The sequence below is a fragment of the Catonella morbi ATCC 51271 genome (assembly GCF_000160035.2).
Classification (GTDB): domain Bacteria; phylum Bacillota; class Clostridia; order Lachnospirales; family Lachnospiraceae; genus Catonella; species Catonella morbi.
Window position 1 is genome coordinate 675496 of the sequence record NZ_KI535366.1, and the last position, 20210, is coordinate 695705.

At 38.3% G+C, this 20210-nt stretch carries 30 protein-coding genes; all 30 read right to left on the reverse strand.

From position 1 onward, the window contains the following. Nucleotides 1–5 precede the first annotated feature (5 nt). The 30 genes from truA to rpsQ all read right to left on the reverse strand — a co-directional run bounded on the left by truA (nt 6) and on the right by rpsQ (nt 20195). On the reverse strand, nt 6–755 hold the full coding sequence (gene truA / locus GCWU000282_RS03020) for a tRNA pseudouridine(38-40) synthase TruA (protein WP_023353527.1): 750 nt from the start codon (nt 753–755) through the stop codon (nt 6–8). A gap of 4 nt (nt 756–759) precedes the next feature. After that, nucleotides 760–1581 carry an energy-coupling factor transporter transmembrane component T family protein gene (locus GCWU000282_RS03025; protein ID WP_023353528.1) on the reverse strand — a complete coding sequence of 274 codons (822 nt, stop codon included), beginning with the start codon at nt 1579–1581 and terminating at the stop codon, nt 760–762. Nucleotides 1582–1688: 107 nt separating this feature from the next. Continuing rightward, nucleotides 1689–2549: an energy-coupling factor transporter ATPase gene (locus tag GCWU000282_RS03030; protein WP_023353529.1), complete on the reverse strand. Its 861-nt coding sequence runs from the start codon at nt 2547–2549 to the stop codon at nt 1689–1691. Next, the gene (locus tag GCWU000282_RS03035) at nt 2537–3391 is read right to left on the reverse strand and encodes an energy-coupling factor transporter ATPase (protein ID WP_023353530.1); all 855 of its coding nucleotides are present in this window, start codon (nt 3389–3391) and stop codon (nt 2537–2539) included. The genes GCWU000282_RS03030 and GCWU000282_RS03035 overlap by 13 nt, the downstream gene beginning before the upstream one ends. 140 nt (nt 3392–3531) lie before the next feature. Next, a complete protein-coding gene (locus GCWU000282_RS03040) occupies nt 3532–4227 on the reverse strand; it encodes an N-acetylmannosamine-6-phosphate 2-epimerase (protein WP_023353531.1) in 696 nt (231 codons plus the stop codon). Nucleotides 4228–4470: 243 nt separating this feature from the next. Continuing rightward, nucleotides 4471–5007, reverse strand: coding sequence for a 50S ribosomal protein L17 (gene rplQ, locus GCWU000282_RS03045; protein WP_023353532.1), 537 nt, complete (start codon nt 5005–5007; stop codon nt 4471–4473). Between the two features lie 17 nt (nt 5008–5024). Beyond that, a complete protein-coding gene (locus GCWU000282_RS03050) occupies nt 5025–5984 on the reverse strand; it encodes a DNA-directed RNA polymerase subunit alpha (RefSeq protein WP_023353533.1) in 960 nt (319 codons plus the stop codon). Nucleotides 5985–6022: 38 nt separating this feature from the next. Then, nucleotides 6023–6619 carry a 30S ribosomal protein S4 gene (rpsD, locus tag GCWU000282_RS03055; protein WP_023353534.1) on the reverse strand — a complete coding sequence of 199 codons (597 nt, stop codon included), beginning with the start codon at nt 6617–6619 and terminating at the stop codon, nt 6023–6025. Between the two features lie 32 nt (nt 6620–6651). Next, nucleotides 6652–7053, reverse strand: coding sequence for a 30S ribosomal protein S11 (gene rpsK, locus GCWU000282_RS03060; protein ID WP_023353535.1), 402 nt, complete (start codon nt 7051–7053; stop codon nt 6652–6654). 21 nt (nt 7054–7074) lie between these two features. Then, entirely contained in the window at nt 7075–7443 is a 369-nt protein-coding gene (gene rpsM, locus GCWU000282_RS03065) for a 30S ribosomal protein S13 (protein WP_023353536.1), read from the reverse strand. 254 nt (nt 7444–7697) lie between these two features. Next, nucleotides 7698–7811, reverse strand: a complete 114-nt coding sequence (rpmJ, locus tag GCWU000282_RS16220) for a 50S ribosomal protein L36 (RefSeq protein WP_023353537.1) — start codon at nt 7809–7811, stop codon at nt 7698–7700. Between the two features lie 187 nt (nt 7812–7998). Then, nucleotides 7999–9309, reverse strand: coding sequence for an alpha-amylase family glycosyl hydrolase (locus GCWU000282_RS03070; RefSeq protein ID WP_023353538.1), 1311 nt, complete (start codon nt 9307–9309; stop codon nt 7999–8001). Nucleotides 9310–9472: 163 nt separating this feature from the next. Then, entirely contained in the window at nt 9473–10825 is a 1353-nt protein-coding gene (locus GCWU000282_RS03075) for a WG repeat-containing protein (RefSeq protein WP_023353539.1), read from the reverse strand. Between the two features lie 232 nt (nt 10826–11057). Further along, nucleotides 11058–12275, reverse strand: a complete 1218-nt coding sequence (locus GCWU000282_RS03080) for an ATP-binding protein (RefSeq protein ID WP_023353540.1) — start codon at nt 12273–12275, stop codon at nt 11058–11060. A 160-nt stretch (nt 12276–12435) separates the two neighbouring features. Beyond that, nucleotides 12436–12654 carry a translation initiation factor IF-1 gene (gene infA, locus GCWU000282_RS03085; protein ID WP_023353541.1) on the reverse strand — a complete coding sequence of 73 codons (219 nt, stop codon included), beginning with the start codon at nt 12652–12654 and terminating at the stop codon, nt 12436–12438. Beyond that, nucleotides 12647–12952: a KOW domain-containing RNA-binding protein gene (locus GCWU000282_RS15730; protein ID WP_023353542.1), complete on the reverse strand. Its 306-nt coding sequence runs from the start codon at nt 12950–12952 to the stop codon at nt 12647–12649. The genes infA and GCWU000282_RS15730 overlap by 8 nt, the downstream gene beginning before the upstream one ends. Nucleotides 12953–12962: 10 nt before the next feature. Next, the gene (map, locus tag GCWU000282_RS03095) at nt 12963–13712 is read right to left on the reverse strand and encodes a type I methionyl aminopeptidase (RefSeq protein WP_023353543.1); all 750 of its coding nucleotides are present in this window, start codon (nt 13710–13712) and stop codon (nt 12963–12965) included. A 25-nt stretch (nt 13713–13737) separates the two neighbouring features. Beyond that, nucleotides 13738–14379 (reverse strand): adenylate kinase, encoded by a 642-nt coding sequence (locus tag GCWU000282_RS03100; protein WP_023353544.1) that lies wholly within the window; start codon nt 14377–14379, stop codon nt 13738–13740. 123 nt (nt 14380–14502) lie between these two features. Next, complete coding sequence (gene secY, locus GCWU000282_RS03105) at nt 14503–15837, reverse strand: preprotein translocase subunit SecY (RefSeq protein WP_023353545.1); 1335 nt, start codon at nt 15835–15837, stop codon at nt 14503–14505. Continuing rightward, on the reverse strand, nt 15837–16277 hold the full coding sequence (gene rplO, locus GCWU000282_RS03110; RefSeq protein ID WP_023353546.1) for a 50S ribosomal protein L15: 441 nt from the start codon (nt 16275–16277) through the stop codon (nt 15837–15839). The genes secY and rplO overlap by 1 nt, the downstream gene beginning before the upstream one ends. A 19-nt stretch (nt 16278–16296) precedes the next feature. Continuing rightward, entirely contained in the window at nt 16297–16479 is a 183-nt protein-coding gene (rpmD, locus tag GCWU000282_RS03115) for a 50S ribosomal protein L30 (protein ID WP_023353547.1), read from the reverse strand. 40 nt (nt 16480–16519) lie between these two features. Next, on the reverse strand, nt 16520–17026 hold the full coding sequence (gene rpsE / locus GCWU000282_RS03120; protein ID WP_023353548.1) for a 30S ribosomal protein S5: 507 nt from the start codon (nt 17024–17026) through the stop codon (nt 16520–16522). Between the two features lie 17 nt (nt 17027–17043). Further along, entirely contained in the window at nt 17044–17412 is a 369-nt protein-coding gene (rplR, locus tag GCWU000282_RS03125; protein WP_023353549.1) for a 50S ribosomal protein L18, read from the reverse strand. An 18-nt stretch (nt 17413–17430) separates the two neighbouring features. Continuing rightward, the gene (rplF, locus tag GCWU000282_RS03130; RefSeq protein WP_035039146.1) at nt 17431–17973 is read right to left on the reverse strand and encodes a 50S ribosomal protein L6; all 543 of its coding nucleotides are present in this window, start codon (nt 17971–17973) and stop codon (nt 17431–17433) included. Between the two features lie 56 nt (nt 17974–18029). Next, complete coding sequence (rpsH, locus tag GCWU000282_RS03135; protein ID WP_023353551.1) at nt 18030–18431, reverse strand: 30S ribosomal protein S8; 402 nt, start codon at nt 18429–18431, stop codon at nt 18030–18032. A 22-nt stretch (nt 18432–18453) separates the two neighbouring features. Beyond that, the gene (locus GCWU000282_RS03140; protein ID WP_023353552.1) at nt 18454–18639 is read right to left on the reverse strand and encodes a type Z 30S ribosomal protein S14; all 186 of its coding nucleotides are present in this window, start codon (nt 18637–18639) and stop codon (nt 18454–18456) included. 13 nt (nt 18640–18652) lie between these two features. Further along, nucleotides 18653–19192 (reverse strand): 50S ribosomal protein L5, encoded by a 540-nt coding sequence (gene rplE / locus GCWU000282_RS03145; RefSeq protein ID WP_023353553.1) that lies wholly within the window; start codon nt 19190–19192, stop codon nt 18653–18655. Between the two features lie 21 nt (nt 19193–19213). Next, nucleotides 19214–19519: a 50S ribosomal protein L24 gene (gene rplX / locus GCWU000282_RS03150; RefSeq protein WP_023353554.1), complete on the reverse strand. Its 306-nt coding sequence runs from the start codon at nt 19517–19519 to the stop codon at nt 19214–19216. A 12-nt stretch (nt 19520–19531) separates the two neighbouring features. Then, the gene (rplN, locus tag GCWU000282_RS03155; RefSeq protein WP_023353555.1) at nt 19532–19900 is read right to left on the reverse strand and encodes a 50S ribosomal protein L14; all 369 of its coding nucleotides are present in this window, start codon (nt 19898–19900) and stop codon (nt 19532–19534) included. Nucleotides 19901–19937: 37 nt separating this feature from the next. Continuing rightward, a complete protein-coding gene (gene rpsQ, locus GCWU000282_RS03160; protein WP_023353556.1) occupies nt 19938–20195 on the reverse strand; it encodes a 30S ribosomal protein S17 in 258 nt (85 codons plus the stop codon). Nucleotides 20196–20210 lie beyond the last annotated feature (15 nt).

Here is a 20210-nt window from a genome sequence, read left to right on the forward strand (position 1 = left end):
AAACATTAGCCCTCTTCCTTATACCTTATTCCCATTAAAAATAATCCCTTTGCCGGCAAGGTTGTACCAAGATGCCCCCTGTCTTTTCTTTCAATTATAGAAGGAATTTCATTAGGACTTATCTTTCCTTCTCCCACCTTCACCAGAGTTCCCGCTATTATCCTTACCATATTGTAAAGAAAACCGTCTCCTCTTACTCTGATTATAAGTTCGCTCCTCAGTGTTTCTTCTACATCAATCTGAAATACTGTCCTTACCTTATCCTCTTTGTCCGTCTTGGCCGAACAAAAAGAGGTGAAATCATGCCTTCCTTCAATATACTTTGCCGCTTCTCTCATAGCTTCAATGTCTAAATTATGTTTTACATTGTAACTGTACAATCTATCTGTAGGAAACGAAATCTTAGCTGTATTTATACGGTATTCATAAGTTTTATCTATTACATTTTTTCTGGGATGAAAGTCTGCTGCCACTTCTAAACTTTCCATTATTCGAATATCGTCTGCCAGCTTGGTATTCAATGCCAAGGCAAGTTTTTCGGCAGGAATTCTTGTATCAGAATCAAATACCGCTACATTCCCATAGGCATGCACTCCCGCATCCGTCCTGCTTGCCCCTATAATTACTATGTTCTCTCCAAGAAGCTCAGAAAGTGCATCATTTACAAAGCCTTCAACAGTGGGCAGTTCAGGCTGGTACTGATATCCGCAATAGGCAGTTCCGTCATAGGCAACCACCAGTTTAAATCTTTTCATATATTCAGACTCCGATAAATTTATTAGCTATAATATTTACAGCTATAATGATTCCCACATAGGCGAAACAGGTAAAATAAGCCATGCTGTCACGTTTTTTATACTTAAGAGGTTTCATCTTTGTCCTGCCCTCGCCTCCATGGTAGCATCTTGCTTCCATAGCCATAGCCAAATCAATAGCCCTCCTGAAGGCAGATACAAAAAGCGGTACTAAAATAGGAATTAAAGCCTTTGCCTTCTTTATAAAACCGCCTGTCTCAAAATCCGCACCTCTGGCAGACTGAGCCTTCATTATCTTATCGGTTTCTTCCAATAATATAGGAATGAATCTGAGCGCAATCGACATCATCATAGCTATCTCATGCACAGGAAGTCCTATCTTTTTAAATACGGAAAGCCCTTTCTCCATACCATCTGTAAGCTGGTTAGGGCTTGTGGTAAGCGTGAGTAAAGATGAACCTATTATAAGAAGAATAAGCCTTATTCCCATAAAGACAGCTACTCTTAAGCCCTCTTCGGTTATTCTGATATTTCCGAAAAAATGTACCAGTTCTTTACCGGGAGTCAGAAACATATTGAAAACCACGGTGAACATAAGCAAAATAAATACTGCCCTTAGTCCCTTTACTATAAACTTAAACGGTACTTTGGAAAGCTTGATAACGGTGCCCAAAAATAAAGCTACCACTATATAACCCGTAAAGCTGCTAAATAAAAACAGTGATACAATAAATATTATTGTGCCTGCAAGCTTCACCCGCGGATCAAGTTTATGTATCACCGAATCGGCCGGATAATACTGTCCTATTGTTATATCTCTAATCATTTTATATCCTATCTATGTTAAAATATTCACAAAACAGAGTTTTATCAAACAGATTTTTACAATCTCATTAAACCTCTGTCTTGTAAAAATTTCAAATAATATTAGTTTTATCTTATATTTTTAGAATTATGAAAAGCCTTTAAGATTTCTTCCTTTGCCTCTTCCACAGTAGAAACATCAGTATCCACAGGCAAACCTAAATCTTTCATTTCCTGCATTACATAAGTAACCTGAGGTGCTGAAAGCCCCATTCTTTCAAGTTCTTTATAATGCCTGAACACTTCCTTTGGTGTTCCGTCAAAAGCAATTTTCCCGGAGTTCATCGCTATTATCCTGTCTGCATACTTAGCCACGTCCTCCATACTGTGTGAAACCAGAATTACAGTCAGGCCTTCTTTATGAAGCTTTGCTATTTGGTCAAGTATCTCATCTCTGCCCCTTGGATCCAGTCCCGCTGTCGGTTCATCCAAAATCAAAATTTCAGGCTTCATTGCGAGTACACCTGCTATAGCCACCCTTCTCTTCTGTCCTCCGGAAAGTTCAAAAGGCGAGGCATCATAAGATTTTTCAGAAAGTCCTACCTGCTTTATGGCTTCAAAAGCCCTGAGGTCTACTTCCAGCTTATCAAGTCCCAAGTTCTTAGGGCCAAACTTTACATCTTCAAGCACAGTTGTTTCAAAAAGCTGATGTTCGGGATACTGAAATACAAGTCCTACCTTGCTTCTGAGGCTTTTCATATTAAAATCTTTATCGTAGATATCCTGTCCGTTAAAGTATATAGTTCCGCTTGTTGCCTTCTCCAGTCCGTTAAAATGCTGGATGAGGGTAGATTTGCCTGACCCCGTATGCCCTATGATACCGATAAATTCTCCCTTGTTTATAGTGAGGCTAACATCATTTAAAGCCTTCTTTTCATAAGCCGTACCCGCACTGTATACGTAGCTTATATGATCTGCTATGAGTAACATTTTCTGATAGCCTCCCTGAATTCTTCTACAGTAAGTACTGTTTCATTTATTGGCAAACCGCTTTTTTTAAGCTCGTAGGCAAGCTTTGTAACCTGAGGCACATCCAGTCTTAATCCCTCAAGCTCGTCTACCTTGCTGAATACCTCTCTTGGAGTTCCCTGTAAAGCTACCTTCCCGCCTTCCATTACAAAGACCTTGTTCGCATCTATAACTTCATCCATATAATGTGTAATAAGTATTATGGTTATGCCTTCATTTTTATTCAGTTTATGAACAGTTTTGAGCACTTCTTTTCTTCCTATCGGATCAAGCATAGCAGTAGGTTCATCTAAAACTATACATTTTGGTTTCATAGCCATAATCCCTGCTATGGCAACCCTTTGTTTCTGTCCACCTGACAGTTTATTCGGAGAATGTTTTGCATAGCCTGACATACCTACTGCATCAAGACTTTCTTTTACTCTTTCTAAGATTTCCTCTGTCGGCACCCCCATATTTTCAGGACCAAAGCCCACATCCTCTTCCACTACAGAAGCAATTATCTGATTGTCAGGATTCTGAAATACCATGCCTGCACTTTGTCTGATATTTAACAGATTAGACACATCCCTCGTGTCAAAACCATTTACCCATACCGTACCCTCGGTAGGTACTAAAAGTGCATTCAAATGCTTTGCAAGAGTAGACTTACCTGAACCGTTATGCCCAAGAATAGCGATAAAGTCGCCTTCATTAACCTCAAGCTCCACTCCGTCTATGGCACGTTCTATTTCCTCAGTATTGCCTTCCTCGTCCCGCCTTATATATTCAAATACAAGATTTTTAATATCTATTATTCCCATTTGGTTATCCTTTTCATTTCACAGGTCTTTAATATAATTTGTTTTGAATGAAAGTATAACACAAAAGAAGTAAAATGATAAGTAAAATGACAGATATAATTATAAAAATATCTTTACAGTCTGATGTTAATACAGAAATATCATTTTGATTCCACCAATGCTTCCGCAAAAGATTTTGTTATAAGTTGAGGCCTTGTAATGATAGAGCCGACCACAACGCTGAAAGCTCCCAACTCAATTACTCTTTTAGCCTTTTCAGGTGTGTTAATATTACCTTCGGCAATTACACGGTGCTTCACATTTTTAATTATAGCTCTGAGGATTTCAAAATCGTTATCTGCTATCTTAAGATGTTCACTCTGCTTTGTATAACCCACCATAGTAGGACTTACAAAATCAAATCCAAGTTCATCTGCATGAATAGCCTCTTCTACGGTAGAACAGTCTGCCATAAAAAGCCGGTCAGGATATTTAGCCTTAACTTCCTTAAAAAACTCATCTATGGTAAGTCCACCCGGTCTTTTGCTTATAGTTGCATCCATCGCAATTATATCAGGCTTGACTTCCATCAGTTCTTCTATTTCTTTCATTGTAGGAGTGATATACACATCCGAGTCTTCATAATCTCTCTTTACTATGCCGATAATGGGAAGGTCAACATTTTTTTGTATCTCTGCTATATCCTCTTTAGTATTTGCCCTTATCCCTGCTGCTCCGCCCTCCTTGGCTGCCAACGCCATCCTTCCCATGATAAAAGAAGAATGCAGTGGCTCGTGCGGAAGAGCCTGACAGGAAACAATCAACTTACCTTTTAGTGAACTTATTCTTTCATTCATAATATGCCTCTTTATATTTATATATTCTTGAATCTATCTAGTATTATAACTCAGTTAAAATTATCTTCAAGATTAAACTATATTTTAGAAAGTATTTTCACTAACTTATATTAATTCGTTGTTTTCTTCAATATAATCATTATATTTTTATACAATATAAACAATTATTTGAAAATATTTTCGATTATCAAAAAAAGAGAAACCTGTTACAGTTTCCCTTTAATCCCTATATAATTATTCTGCTTACACAAGCTCAATAAGAACTTCCATAGCAGCATCTCCCTTACGGAGACCAATCTTAACTATTCTTGTATATCCACCCTTACGGTCAACATACTTTGGCGCAATCTCATCAAAAAGCTTATTAGAAAGATCAACAATCTTGGTGTTTTTCCTTCTTCCGGCAGCCTTCTCAGGACGCTCAGTTATAGAATAAAGCACTTTGTTCATCTGAACTCTTGCATTACGACGGGTAGGAAGGTCTTTCTTAACCTCTTTCTCTACTTCATCAAATACAGTTACTTTTCTTCCATCTACAACTTCTCTTACATTTTTGCCATTAGCGTCCTTGCGGGCAACCTTTGACTTAACTGTAACTGTCTCAAAATTATCTTTTTCTTTAACAGCAAGTGTAATAAGCTTCTCAGCTATACGGCGAAGCTCCTTAGCACGAGCTTCTGTGGTAACAATCTTGCCATGATATAAAAGCTCTGTTACCTGACTTCTGAGTAAAGCCTTTCTCTGACTTGATGTTCTACCAAGCTTTCTATAGCCAGCCATTCCTATATCCTCCTAAATTATTCATCGCCTTCATTAAGTGAAAGTCCAAGTGCCTTAATCTTAGCCTTAATCTCCTCAAGAGACTTATTACCAAGATTTCTGACTTTCATCATATCTTCATGCGTTTTTCCAACTAATTCCTGAACAGTGTTGATGCCGGATCTCTTAAGACAGTTAAATGCACGAACCGAAAGTTCGAGTTCATCTATACTCATCTCAAGTACTCTGCCTCTTTCATTGTCAGGCTTAGCTACCATAACATCTACTACTTTAGCATTTTCAGATAGGTCAATGAAAGAATTGAGATGCTCACTCATTACTCTGGCTGCAAGGCTTACTGCCTCATCAGGTCCCATAGTACCATTGGTATATACCTCCAAAGTGAGCTTATCATAATCAGTCATATGTCCTACACGGGTATTTTCAATATTGATATTTACTCTTTCAACAGGTGTATAGATTGAGTCAATAGGAATAACATCTATCGCTAAGTCATCACTCTTGTTCTTATCAGCAGAAACATAGCCATGACCACGACCTATATTAAGCTCCATATATAATCTGCAATTATTACCACCGTTAAGAGTAGCTATCACCTGATCAGGATTGGTAATTGTAATGTCTGAATCTGCCTGAATGTTTGCAGCGGTTACAACCCCTTCTCCCTCAAATTCAATGTATGCGGTCTTAGGTTCATCAGTCTCGCTATCGTTTCTGATAGCAAGGCTCTTGATGTTCATAATAATTTCCGTAACATCTTCTTTTACTCCGGGAATAGAACTAAGCTCATGCTTAATTCCTTCAATTTTAACAGTTGTTACTGCCGCTCCCGGAAGAGATGAAAGCATAATTCTTCTGAGCGAATTCCCGAGAGTGGTTCCATAGCCTCTCTCAAGTGGCTCAACTACGAAGCGCCCGTATTTCTTATCTTCAGAAATCTCAGCAATTTCAATATTCGGTATTTTAAAATCAAACATTTACCAGGCTCCTCCTTTAAGTGTGTTATTCGAATTAATTACTTAGAGTACAACTCGACAATGAACACCTCATCTACAGGAACATCAATCTGATCTCTTGTCGGAATCTCCTTAACGGTTGCCGTAAGGTTCTCACGATCCATCTCAAGCCAAGCAGGAACAAGTCTTCCGTTTGTAGCCTCAAGAACATCCTTGATTCTCTGGATAGACTTCTTCTTCTCCTTGATTTCGATCTTATCGCCTACAGCTACGGTATAAGAAGGAATATTTACCTGCTTGCCGTTTACAAGCACCATCTTATGACCAACCATCTGTCTTGCTTCTTTTCTTGTTCTTGCAAGTCCGAGACGGAAAATAACATTATCAAGTCTTAACTCAAGGAGAATCATAAGATTCTCACCTGTTGTACCATATTTAAGCTTCTGAGCCCTTGCAAAGTTATTACGGAAAGGCTTCTCTAATACGCCATAGATGAATTTAGCTTTCTGCTTCTCACGAAGCTGAGCACCGTATTCGCTTATTTTTCTTCTGCTGTTACCTGCAGTTCTGTTGGACTTCTTATCAAGTCCCATAACCATTGGTTCTATGCCGAGAGCCCTGCATCTCTTTAATACAGGCACCATATCTCTTGCCATTTATTTTTCCTCCTAAAATAATCTACCTGGAATTAAACTCTTCTACGTTTTGGTGGTCTGCATCCGTTATGAGGTACCGGAGTAACATCCTTAATGCTTGTTACCTGGATTCCGCAAGCCTCTAAAGCACGAATAGCTGCTTCTCTTCCTGCACCAGGTCCTTTAACCATAACCTCAACAGACTTTAATCCATGAACAACAGCAGCCTTTGCTGCAGTCTCTGCTGCCATCTGAGCAGCGTAAGGGGTAGACTTTTTGGATCCTCTGAAACCAAGTCCGCCTGCACTTGCCCATGAAAGAGCATTGCCTTCAGAATCTGTTAATGTAACTATTGTATTATTAAATGATGACTGAATGTGTGCCTGTCCGCGTTCGACATTCTTTTTCACACGCTTCTTTGTCACTTTCTTTGCTGCACCTTTTGCACTAGCCATGACCTAAGAATCCTCCTTTATTTATTTCTTCTTGTTTGCGATGGTCTTCTTTGGACCTTTTCTTGTCCTTGCGTTGTTCTTTGTGTTCTGTCCACGAACAGGAAGTCCCTTTCTATGACGAACACCTCTGTAACAACCGATCTCCTGAAGTCTCTTGATATTCATAGCTACTTCACGGCGAAGATCACCTTCAACCAGAACGGATTCTTCAATCACATCACGAATTTTTCCAACCTGTTCGTCAGAAAGATCCTTGCAACGAATGTCCGGATCAACAGCTGCTTTTGTTAAAATTTCATTAGACTTAGCTCTACCAATACCATAGATATAAGTAAGACCAATCTCTACACGCTTCTCTCTTGGTAAATCGACACCACTAATACGAGCCATTAGCGTTTAACCTCCGTTATTTTTTCAATTATTAGTAACAATATATGTGAAATTTGGTATCGGAATGATGATTTCCTCTACCCAGCCGCTTTAAACCGTACAACGAAATGATGAATTTCGAGGCGAAGAAAAATTTATCTTCATAATATAAGCATATGCTTATAAATACGGTATCACAGATATGACCGGCTCACATTTCCGGTGATATCCATAACGCAGAAAGCAAGACCTCTAATTATTAATCTTAATCAGAATTATCCCTGTCTCTGCTTGTGTTTTGGGTTCTCACAGATGATTCTGATAGCACCCTTCCTCTTGATAACCTTGCATTTTTCGCAAATTGGCTTCACAGATGACCTAACTTTCATTTCGAAAACTCCTTTCTGAATAAAGTCCACTTTATATACTAACACAGTCTACAGCAAGTTTCAAGTATAAATTTTGAAATATTTTTAGAAATTTGTAAAATTTATACCCATAAAAAACCTGTATTCAATCAATCTGCAATTTTTTGCATTCTTACTGAATACAGGTTATTATTTCATACAACGGGCTCTAAATCTCAAATATATAAGCTCTAAAGCCATCCATCTCAATTCCTGAATTATACTCCACCTTATCTCCTGTAATTAAATCTGTCAGGCTTTCGCTTACACTCTCAAGGTTAAAATTAAGCCTTGCATTTCCACTGTCTGCATTTACTGCAACCACAATGCGTTTTCCGTCTTTTTCTCTTAAAAACGCACACTGTTTATTTGCTATCTGCAGAGCCTTATAACTTCCGTACCAAAGCGCAGGGGCTTCATTATATATCTTAGCTAATTTAGAGATATACTCTGTAAGTTCATTAAATTCAGGCTTTTCAAATGCAGGTCTGAGTGCAGGATCTCCTTCTTTTTTATCTGCCTTAAAGCCCCATTCACTTCCATAGTAAATCATAGGTATACCCGGCATTGTAAACATAAGAGCATAGGCAAGCGGAATATGTTTCTCCTCTGTAAGAATACTTGCAAGCCTTGATACATCATGGTTATCTACAAAGCTTAAAAGATGTTTGCCTCTGTATAAGGTCCAGTTTTCCTCACCAAACTGGCGGTTAAGAGAGTGCATTATCTCAAAAAGATTTAAGCTGTTCAGACTTGAATAAATACCCTTGTAGCACTCATAGTTTGTGGCTGAGTGGCACATTTCATCATTCATTATCTGATTGTAGTCCCCGCCTATCACCTCTCCTGCAAGGAAGAAATCAGGCTTCATCTGACTTGTTTCCTGTCTTAACCTCTTTAAGAAATCCCTGTCAACCATATAAGCCACATCAAGTCTGAGACCGTCTATATCAAATTCCTTTACCCAACCTCTCACACTTTCTATATGGTAGTCTGTTACCGCGCTGTTTTTGAGGTTCAACTTAACCAAGTCATAATGACCTTCCCATCCTTCATACCACAGTCCGTCATTGTAGTTACTGTTTCCTCCGAAATTGATATTAAACCAATCCTTGTACTGAGAATTTTCTCTTTTTTCAAGTACATCCTTGAAACCAAAGAAGCCTCTGCCTACGTGATTGAATACACCGTCAAGAATTACCTTAATTCCCTCTTTGTGAAGTTCTTCGCAGACTTTTTTAAAATCCTCATCAGTTCCGAGCCTTACATCTATTTTTCTGTAATCTCTTGTATTATAGCCATGTGTGTCTGATTCAAATACCGGTGAAAAATATACTGCTCCTATACCCATCTTTTTAAGATGTGGAATGAAATCAAGCACCTTCAGTATTCTATGCTCCAACTTTCCATCATTTTCAAAGGGTGCACCGCAAAATCCCATCGGGTAAAACTGATAAAACACTTTTTCATAAGCCCACATTTATAATTTCCTCCTGTAATGACAATATCTGTCAATTATATCATAAGTACTAAGTTCAAACTTCGCTTTTCAAGCTTGTTTTGCATGGCACTAGCACCTGCGGTGTGTCGTCGTTAAGTGTTCACATTATATCCCATTTTATCAGATTTTACCACCAATTCTTTTACTTTGATTTTTTCCATTTTTTATAACTATATTCACCATTAGGACTTTTTTTACTTTTAGTTTCATACACTAATAAAGCATTTTCTTTTTTTATTATTACATCTACGTATAATTCAGTAACTCCTTTTTTATCATCATGGTGTATATAGATGCTTGTTATTTCTTTATATTTAACAGGAACAGCCAATTTACCTGTAGTATCGGCAACTCCCCATTTTTTCTTAAGTTTTACCGCAACAGCTTCATTGCCGTACGGTATTACATCATCATATTTTACAGGCACAACAATTTTGCCTTTTCTATTTACAAATCCAACCTTTTTACCAATTCTGACTTTAATCAGCGGTTCGCCTTCATTGTTAAAAACCTCATCAAATTCAATCTTGCCTTTTGATTCACCGTTTTTGTCAATCAGTCCCCATTTTCCGTTCATACTCACAGCAGCAAGTCCGTTGTTAAATATTTCCGCATTATCATACTTAGGAGGTACCGCTTCTTTACCTGTACTATCTACGAACCCCCACTTGTTATTTAATTTAACTTTAGCTCTGTTTTCATTAAAAGAAATCGCATCCTCATATTTAGGTTCGATAACTGTCTTTCCTTCTAAGTTAACAAATCCCCACTTACCGTCTTCTTTCACAGGAGCAAGCCTTTCACTGAAATATCCTACTTCTTCATATTTTGGTTGTGTAATTTCTTTTCCTTCTTCACTGATAAAACCCCACTTATCTCCAAGTCTTACCTGATATGGTGTAGTAATTATGTCTTTGATTTCATCGTACTTTACAGGTATAATTTCTTTTTCGTCAACAACAACTCCTCTTTTTCCGTCAAGTTCAACTTCTGCCGCCACATTATTATAACTTATAATATCATCATACTTAAAAGGTGCTATAATTTTACCATCGGGATATACAAGTCCCCATTTTCCATTCTTTTTTACTTCAACTCCAACGGCTAAAACTTCTCTGATATCATCATATCTCGGAGAAACTTCTTCTTTTCCTTCTACACCGATAAACCCCCATTTATTATTTCTCTTGACCGCAACAACTACTGCTCCCTCAAGATAATTTTTTTCATTTACCCATACATCATCATACTTGAAAGCAGTAAGCATCTTTCCTTCATCGTCTATAAATCCCCATTTCCCCTTGTATTTTACAGCTTTTACAGCACTAAATGCCTCTTTTTCTTCTTCGTATTTAACTTTTTTGGCAACAATTGCCTCCTGCTTCATCACAGAAATATTATTCGTCTTTTCTTTAGCCAAAGCTACAGACGGATTGATTAAAACTGCTGTTAAAGGTGCTAATAAAAGTGCTTTTGTTAAAATTTTGTTTGACATAATTCTTTCCCCCCTTTTGAAGTTAATTATTTAACCCTCTATGATCATATTATAGTATATTTTTGTGAGTTTTGCACTACTATCTTTCACAACTTATAGATTTTTTTTAATTTTAGCAAAACCATCTTACACAATTTAGGTATTTTCTTATTTTAGTGTAAGACTATCTTGCACAGATTGACACTTCTTTTAATTTTATACAAGTAAAAGTTTTATTTAGACGTAAATATTGTTATGTCAGCATTAAATCTTTTCTTCTAAGCAGAAAATCTATTATATTTAAGTGCACAATACCATCATGACTTAAATCAATTCTATCAAGTGACATTACATATTTGGGGGAAGCATCTGTAATATTTTTATATGCCCCAAACTCTCTTTGTATGGTTTCTTTAGATGCCAACAGGTACGATACCTGAATAAAGCATTTTTTACCGTCTTTTATTGCTACAAAATCAATTTCTCCCTTATATGTCTTTCCTACAAAAACAGTGTAGCCTCTTGTAAGCAGCTCGTTGTATATTATATTTTCAAGAAAAAATGTATCCTCAAAGTTAATCGTATTAGTATTAATAGTTCTAAATCCCATATCTACAGCATACTGTTTTTCACGATTGCTAAGTGCCGTCTTACCTGTAATATTATATTTTCCTACTCCATGTATCAGATAAGCCTTTTTCATCCGCTCCAGATAATTGTAAACTGTTCTTTTAGATATTTCTTTGCCATTCTTTTTATATGCTGAAATAATATTTTCTATAGATAATTCTTTTCCTGCATTTGCAAGAATATACAGCGAAATATCCATAAAGCTGTTTTTGTCTGCACTTTTACTTTTTCCAACAATATCCCTGTTAACAATGCCCTTATATAAATTTGTCAAATATCTCTGTATAGCCTCATCATCTTTATAATCAAAGCGAAGCGGAAAGCCTCCCCATTTCAAATAGTTAGTAAAAAGCTCCTCACTCCATTCCATTTTGTTTAGCTCATAGTATTGTTTCATTTCATAAAATGAAAATGGCAATATTTCAAACTCCACTGTTCTTCCCGTTAAAAGGGTGGAAAGTTCACCTGACAAAAGTGTAGAATTGCTTCCTGTAACAAAAAGGGATACATTAAGGGTAGCACGAAAAGAAGCCAGTGCCTTTTCAAAGTTTTCTACTTGCTGTACCTCATCTAAAAATACATAATATTTCCCATCATTTGAAATCCTGCTTTTAATTTCTATATTCAAATCTGATGCATTTACTATATAATCAAAGTCCATATCTTCCAGATTAAGATAAATTATTTTATCTTCTGCTATCCCATTTTCAAGCAGCTCATCTTTTATCGTATCTAAAAGCATAGATTTACCGGCTCTCCTTACTCCGGTTATTACCTTTATAATGTCTGAATCATAATATGGACGAATCTGTTCAAGATATGTTTCTCTTACTAACCTCATAATGTGCACCTCCTACTTGCACATTATAGTATATTTTGATATTTTGTGCAAATATGTCTTTCACAAACTATATTTAATTATTATTTGTGCAAGCATACCTTGCGCAAGTCAACAAAAAAAAGACAGAAGCCATCTGCCTCTGCCCTTAATATCACGTTGTTTATTTATCTCTCCAAATTATTCTGCCCTTAGTCAAATCATAAGGGGACATTTCAAGTGTTACCTTATCGCCCGGTAAGATACGAATGAAATTCATTCTGAGCTTACCGCTGATATGTGCAAGCACCTTATGCCCGTTTTCAAGTTCAACCTGGAACATTGCATTTGGAAGCTTCTCGATTACTGTTCCCTCAATTTCAAGTACATCTGCCTTAGACATTTGTCTCCTTTCCGGTGTCTGCCACCATCTCTCTTTTATAAAGCTTTATGGCAAAAGCCACATCTTCATTATTAAAGTTCTCTCTTTTAAACTGTTTCCCTGCATTCTTAATTACATCTTTATAATCTATATGTATAGGTTGTATATGAAGAAGATTCTTTTTTTTAGAGTGAAGCTTAGTATATTTTTTACCGTTTATCAGGAAAGCAAATTTCCCTTCAACAGAGCTTATAACATACAGCTCACCCTTATCATGCCCCGCCTTAGATATCGCAAGCATACCTGATTTTAATTCCATAACCTTACCTCTATAAAGTTAATATTTCCGGCTCGCCGTCCGTAATCAAAATTGTATTTTCATAGTGGGCTGAAAATGAATAGTCTGCTGTATATACTGTCTGGCCATCCTCTCCCCATTCCACTTCATAACCTCCCATATTTACCATTGGTTCTATGGCAAAGGTCATGTTCTTCTCAATCTTAATTCCCTTGGTTTTCTGCCTGAAATTATAAATATCGGGAGCTTCATGCAGGCTTTGTCCTATGCCATGTCCGGCTAAATCCCTTACTACAGAGTAGCCGTGACTCTCTACATAATCCTGTATGGCTATGGATATGTCATTTATGTGGTTACCCGGAATCGCCTTCTTTATTCCTTCAAAGAAGCTTTGCCTTGTAACCTCAATCAAGTCAGCAAGTTCAGGAATAATCTTACCTACAGGTACTGTTCTTGCGGCATCTGCATGCCATCCCTTGTAGATAAGACCTGCATCAAGGCTTACAATATCGCCTTCTTCTATGAAATGCTCCTTATCGGGAATTCCATGTACAACCTGATCATTAACGGAGACGCAGATGGAAGCAGGAAAACCGTTATAGCCAAGAAAGGAAGGAATACCATCGCATTTGCGAATAAGTTCATCCCCTCTTTTATCTATGTCAAAAGTGGAAAGCCCGGGCTTTACATAGCTTTCAAGTTCTGAAAGTACATAAGCCAAACGTTTACCGGCTTCTCTCATCAAGGCTGTCTCACTTTCGGATTTAATCCCTACAACCATAGCTTCTCCTTTTATTCTTATCTTGTTAGCCTAAAATCTTGCAGATATCCTCAAATACCTCATTCATAGCCTTAGTTCCGTCTACTTCTTTGTAGACATTTCTACTCCGGTAGAATTCTTCAAGAGGTTTAGTCTGTGCATGATATACCTCAAGACGTTTCTTAACTGTTTCAGGCATATCATCAGGTCTCTGAATCAAGTCTCCGCTGCATTTATCACAAATACCTTCCGCCTTGGTATTATTGTAAATGATATGGTAGGTTTCTCCACAGTTAGGGCAGGTTCTTCTTCCTGACATTCTCTCAATGATATTTTCATCAGGAACAACAACATTTACGGCAAAGTCAATGTTCTCGCCCAATTTCTTAAGAGCTTCTTCAAGAACTTCAGCCTGTGGTATAGTTCTTGGATAACCATCCAGAATATATCCCTTAGCGCAGTCGTCCTTTGCAACCCTGTCTAAAAGAATACTTACAGTAAGTTCATCAGGAACAAGCTGTCCCTTATCCATATATTCCTTAGCCTTAAGGCCAAGCTCTGTATTATTTTTAATATTATATCTGAATATATCTCCTGTAGATATATGTGGAAGACCGTATTTTTCAGCAATTTTAATTGCCTGTGTACCTTTGCCCGCACCCGGAGCACCAAGCATAACTATTTTCATATAGACCTCCTTAATTATTTAATAGGGAATTCCAGAGGAATTTCCTATTAAAATAAAAGCTGTAGCCGGACTATAACATTCATCTGTCATAACCTGCTACAGCTCCATATTTATATGGTATCTTTAATCATTTAAGAAACCTTTATAATGTCTCTCAAGCATCATTGACTCAATCTGCTTCATTGTCTCAAGTATAACACCTACTACGATGATGAGGGATGTTCCGCCAAATGATACATCTGCACCGAATACTCCTGAGCATATAATCGGAATGAGCGCTGCAACTGTTAAGCCGCAAGCTCCGATAAAGATTATGCTGTTAAGCACCTTTGTAAGATAATCGCTTGTTGGACGGCCCGGTCTTATACCCGGTATAAATCCACCCGACTTCTTCATATTATTTGCTATCTCAAGCGGATTGAAGGTTATCGAGGTATAGAAATAAGCAAAGAATATTATCATAATCACATAAAGTACAAGACCTAATGTGTACTTTGCCTCACCTAAGCTGCTGAAATTACACCAGGCACCCTGGTTCAATACCTTTAATATCTTCTCTCCGAGGGTTGCACCGGCACCGCTTTTTGGCTGGATTCCAAGGAATCTGCAGATAATAATCGGTGTCTGTAGGATTGAACTTGCGAAGATGATAGGCATAACACCGCCGGTATTTACCTTAAGCGGAATACTTGAGCCTGAACCACCTACAAGTCTTCTTCCCTGAAGTTTCTGTGCATACTGCACAGGAATCTTTCTGATTGCATCGTTTAATACAATTATATAAATTGTAAGCGCAACAATGATACCTACTATCATAATTGCTGCTATAACCTTATTGATAACAGTAGTTCCGCCTATAACATATGTCTTAAACAAGTTAATCACATCTGCAGGCATTCTTGAAACTATGTTTACAAGAAGGATGATTGATATACCATTACCCACTCCTCTGTCGGTAATTTTCTCACCTATCCACATAAGGAAGGCTGAACCGGCTGTAAGAGTAAGTGTTATAACTATAATCGAAAGTACTGAATAATTCTCCAGATATCCTGAACGGCCAAAGCCTATTGACATAGCCACACTCTCTATAAGAGCAAGGCCCACGGTTACATAACGTGTTGCAGCCGCAATTTTCTTTCTGCCGTCTTCTCCCTCTTTCTGTATCTCCTCAAGCCTTGGAATTGCTATTGTAAGGAGCTGCATAATAATGGAAGATGTGATATAAGGAGTAATGCTTAATGCAAATATTGATAACTGTTCAAATGATCCACCGGTAATGGCATTCAGAAATGAAAGCTGTGTTATCTGAGATAAGAACTCAGATATCTTGCTACGATCAATTCCCGGGATTGGAAGCTGTGATCCAAGCCTGACTACTGCAAGACACAAGAGAGTGAATAAAATCCTCTCTCTTATATCCTTTACCTTAAGAGCATTACGAATCGCTTTTATCATTAGATCACCTCAGCAATCCCGCCAAGACTTTTAATCTTTTCTTCTGCCGAAGCACTGTAAGCGTTTACTTTAACTGTAAGCTTCTTAGTAAGTTCACCATTGCCAAGAATCTTTACACCGTCACATACCTTCTTAATTACACCTGCATCAAGGAGAGCCTGAATTGTTACTTCAGTTCCGTCTTCAAAGAGGTTAAGCTCAGATACATTGATAGCTACGATTTCCTTGGAATTTCTGTTGGTGAAACCTCTCTTAGGAATTCTCCTGTAAAGCGGCATCTGACCACCCTCGAACCCAGGTCTTGGAGCTCCTGAACGAGCCTTCTGTCCTTTATGTCCCTTACCGGCAGTCTTACCATTGCCGGAAGCATGGCCACGGCCTCTTCTGAAATTATTGCTCTGATGAGAGCCGGCTATAGGCTGTAAGTCTGTTAAGTTCATGTTCACACCTCCCCTTCTTTTAGATTTCCTCTACCTTAAGCAGATATGCAACCTGCTTGATCATTCCTCTTGTTGCTTCATTGTTAGGAAGGGTGTTGCTACGGCCTGTTTTCTTAAGACCAAGAGCTTCAACTGTCTTCCTGTGCTTTGGTATACGTCCGATAACAGACTTAACCAATGTTACTTTTAATTTATCAGCCATTATATTATCCTCCTATTTTATATTTACTATATCTTAGCATTTACAGATCAGAAACGGAAATGCCACGAAGCCTAGCAAATTCTTCAGGAGTCTTAAGCTTAGATAAACCATTGATTGTTGCAAGTACAACATTCTGCTTATTGTTTGAACCAAGAGACTTAGTTCTGATGTTCCTGTAACCTGCAAGCTCAAGTACATTACGAGCAGGACCGCCGGCAATTACTCCGGTACCATCAGGTGCTCTCTTAAGAAGAACCTCTGCACTTCCAAACTTACCAATAAAATCATGAGGTACGCTTCCGTTTTCATCAATCGGAAGTGAAACCATATTCTTAATAGCGTCTTCTTTACCCTTACGGATAGCTTCAGGGATTTCAGCAGCCTTTCCAAGACCTGCACCAACTCTGCCGTTCTTGTCTCCTACAACTACGAGAGCTGAGAATCTCATGTTGCGTCCGCCCTTTACAACCTTGACAACGCGCTTAATGGCAACAACTTTGTCAAAAAGCTCATTGTTCTCAGTATTATTATCTACTGAACGATTCATGTTTATTCCTCCTTCTCTTAGAATTCAAGACCTGCTTCTCTAGCAGCGTCAGCGAGTGCCTGTACTTTTCCCTGATAAATGAAACCACCTCTATCGAAAACGACTTCCTTAATTCCTTTTTCAAGTGCTTTTTTAGCTATAGCTGTACCTACTGCAGAAGCAGCAGCTACATCATTTGTATGCTCAAGACCGGCCTTAACATCCTTTTCAAGTGTGGATGCAGCAACTAAAGTAGCTCCAGCCTGGTCGTCAATGATCTGTGCGTACATATGGCTGTTACTTCTGAATACAGCGAGACGTGGTCTTGCAGCTGTACCGGAAAGATGTGCACGCATTCTTCTATGTTTCTTTTCGCGAATAGCGCTTCTTGATACTTTACGAACCATTCTTTTTCACTCCTTTAATTATTTTTTACCGGTCTTACCAACCTTACGTCTGATAACTTCATAATCATACTTAATACCCTTGCCCTTATATGGCTCCGGCATTCTCTTTTCTCTGATCTCAGCTGCGTACTGTCCAACCTTCTCCTTGTCAATACCTTTAACAAGAATCTTGTTTGTACCTTCAACTGTTGACTCAATTCCCTCAGGATCAGTCATAACTACCGGATGAGAATATCCTAAGTTAAGGGTAAGTTCTTTTCCGGCTTTAGAAACTCTGTAACCTACACCGTTTACTTCAAGTGTCTTAGTATAACCTTCAGTTACACCAACTACCATGTTATTAATAAGTGTTCTTGTAAGTCCATGAAGAGACTTCATCTTCTTCAATTCGTTAGGTCTTGTAACAACAATCTCACCATTTTCAAGCTTGATTATCATTTCCTTAGGAAGCACTCTCTCAAGTGTTCCCTTAGGACCTTTTACAGTCACTTTATTATTTTCTGCAATATCAACAGTAACACCTGCCGGTACTGCGATAGGCATTCTTCCTATACGTGACATGCCCGCACCTCCATTTTTATTTTTTGCAGATTATTCTGCCTGTTATCAGATACTAATTACCAAACAAACGCAAGAACTTCTCCGCCAACGCCAAAGCTTCTGGCCTCTTTGTCAGTAATAACTCCCTTGTTTGTAGATACGATAGCAACTCCGAGACCACCAAGAACTCTTGGAAGGTCAGCACAGTTAGCATATACTCTATAACCCGGTTTTGAAATTCTCTTTAAGCCGTTAATAACTTTTTCATTCTTATCCTTACCATACTTAAGTTCGATATGGATATTCTTGAAGCCGTTAACCTCATTGATTGCAAAACTCTTTATATATCCCTCTCTTAAGAGGATCTCTGCGATTGATACCTTCATATTGGAAGCAGGTACATCAACCTCATCGTGTTTAGCCGTATTTGCATTACGGATTCTTGTAAGCATATCAGCAATTGGATCACTTGTTGTCATTTATCTAACCTCCTTCCTAATATTACCAGCTGGCTTTCTTCACGCCCGGGATCTGTCCTTTATAAGCTAATTCACGGAAGCAGATTCTGCAGATTCCGTACTTTCTTAAATAAGCATGAGGACGGCCACAGATTTTGCAACGTGTATATTCCCTGGTAGAGAACTTTGCAGGTCTTTCCTGCTTAAGTTTCATTGATAACTTAGCCATGTTTCCTCCTTAATTACTTTGCAAAAGGCATTCCGAATGCTCTAAGGAGCTCTCTTGCCTCTTCATCTGTTTCAGCGGTAGTAACGAAAATTACGTCCATACCTCTTACCTTGTCTACTTTATCATACTCAATTTCAGGGAAAATGAGCTGCTCTTTAAGACCGAGTGCATAATCACCTCTGCCGTCAAAAGCATTAGGATTAACACCTCTGAAGTCACGAACTCGTGGGAGTGCAAGATTGATGAGACGATCAACGAACTCATACATTCTGTCACCTCTGAGAGTTACTTTACATCCGATTGGCATACCCTCACGGAGTTTAAAGTTTGCGACAGACTTCTTAGCCTTTGTAAATACAGCTTTCTGTCCTGTAATTATTCCAAGGTCATTAGCAGCTGTCTCAAGAATCTTTGCATTCTCTTTAGCCTCACCAACGCCCATATTAATAACTACTTTATCAAGCTTTGGAATCTGCATTACATTCTTATAACCGAACTTTTTCTGTAAAGCAGGTGCAATTTCCTTATCGTAGGTTTCTCTTAACCTGTTCACTATGAATACCTCCTCTCAGTATTAGTCAATGATATCGCCTGTTGCCTTAGCTACGCGGACTTTCTTATCGCCCTGCATAGTAAATCCAACTCTTGTTACCTTGCCCTTTGCAACATACATAACATTAGAGATATCTATAGCAGCTTCCTCATGAACGAGTCCGCCGTTAGGATTGCTCTGCGATGCTTTCTTATGCTTTGTTACCATGTTAACACCTTCAACGATTACCTTACCTTCCTTTACGGAGATAACCTTTCCTTCGGTGCCTTTATATTTTCCTGTGATTACCTTAACGGTATCACCCTTTTTAATCTTACTGGTAGCCACTCTTACACCTCCTTATAAAACTTCCGGAGCAAGTGAAACAATCTTCATGAACTGTTTCTCACGAAGCTCTCTTGCTACCGGTCCAAATATACGAGTTCCGGTTGGTGTCTTGTCTTCCTTTATTATTACTGCTGCATTCTCATCGAACTTTATATAAGAACCGTCTTTTCTACGGCAGCCCTTCTTAGTACGAACTACAACAGCCTTTACAACGTCACCTTTTTTAACAACTCCGCCTGGTGTTGCATCTTTAACGCTGGCAACGATTATATCGCCTATAGCGGCATATCTTCTGGTTGAGCCACCCATAACACGAATGCAAAGAAGCTCTTTTGCACCGGTATTATCAGCAACTGCCAATCTGGTTTCCTGCTGTACCATTACTAGCACTCCTTTCAAATATTAAAAGATGGGATAATTATTTTGCTCTCTCAACTATTTCAACAAGTCTCCATCTCTTTGTCTTTGACAGAGGTCTGGTCTCCATAACTTTAACTCTGTCACCTACATGGCACTCGTTGTTAGCGTCCTCAGCGTAAAGCTTACGAGTTCTCTTAACGATCTTACCATACAGTGGGTGCTTTACATTATCTATAACTGCAACAACGATAGTCTTGTCCATCTTATCGCTAACTACCTTGCCGGTACGCACTTTTCTAAGATTTCTCTCTTCCACGAGTATGTCTCCTTT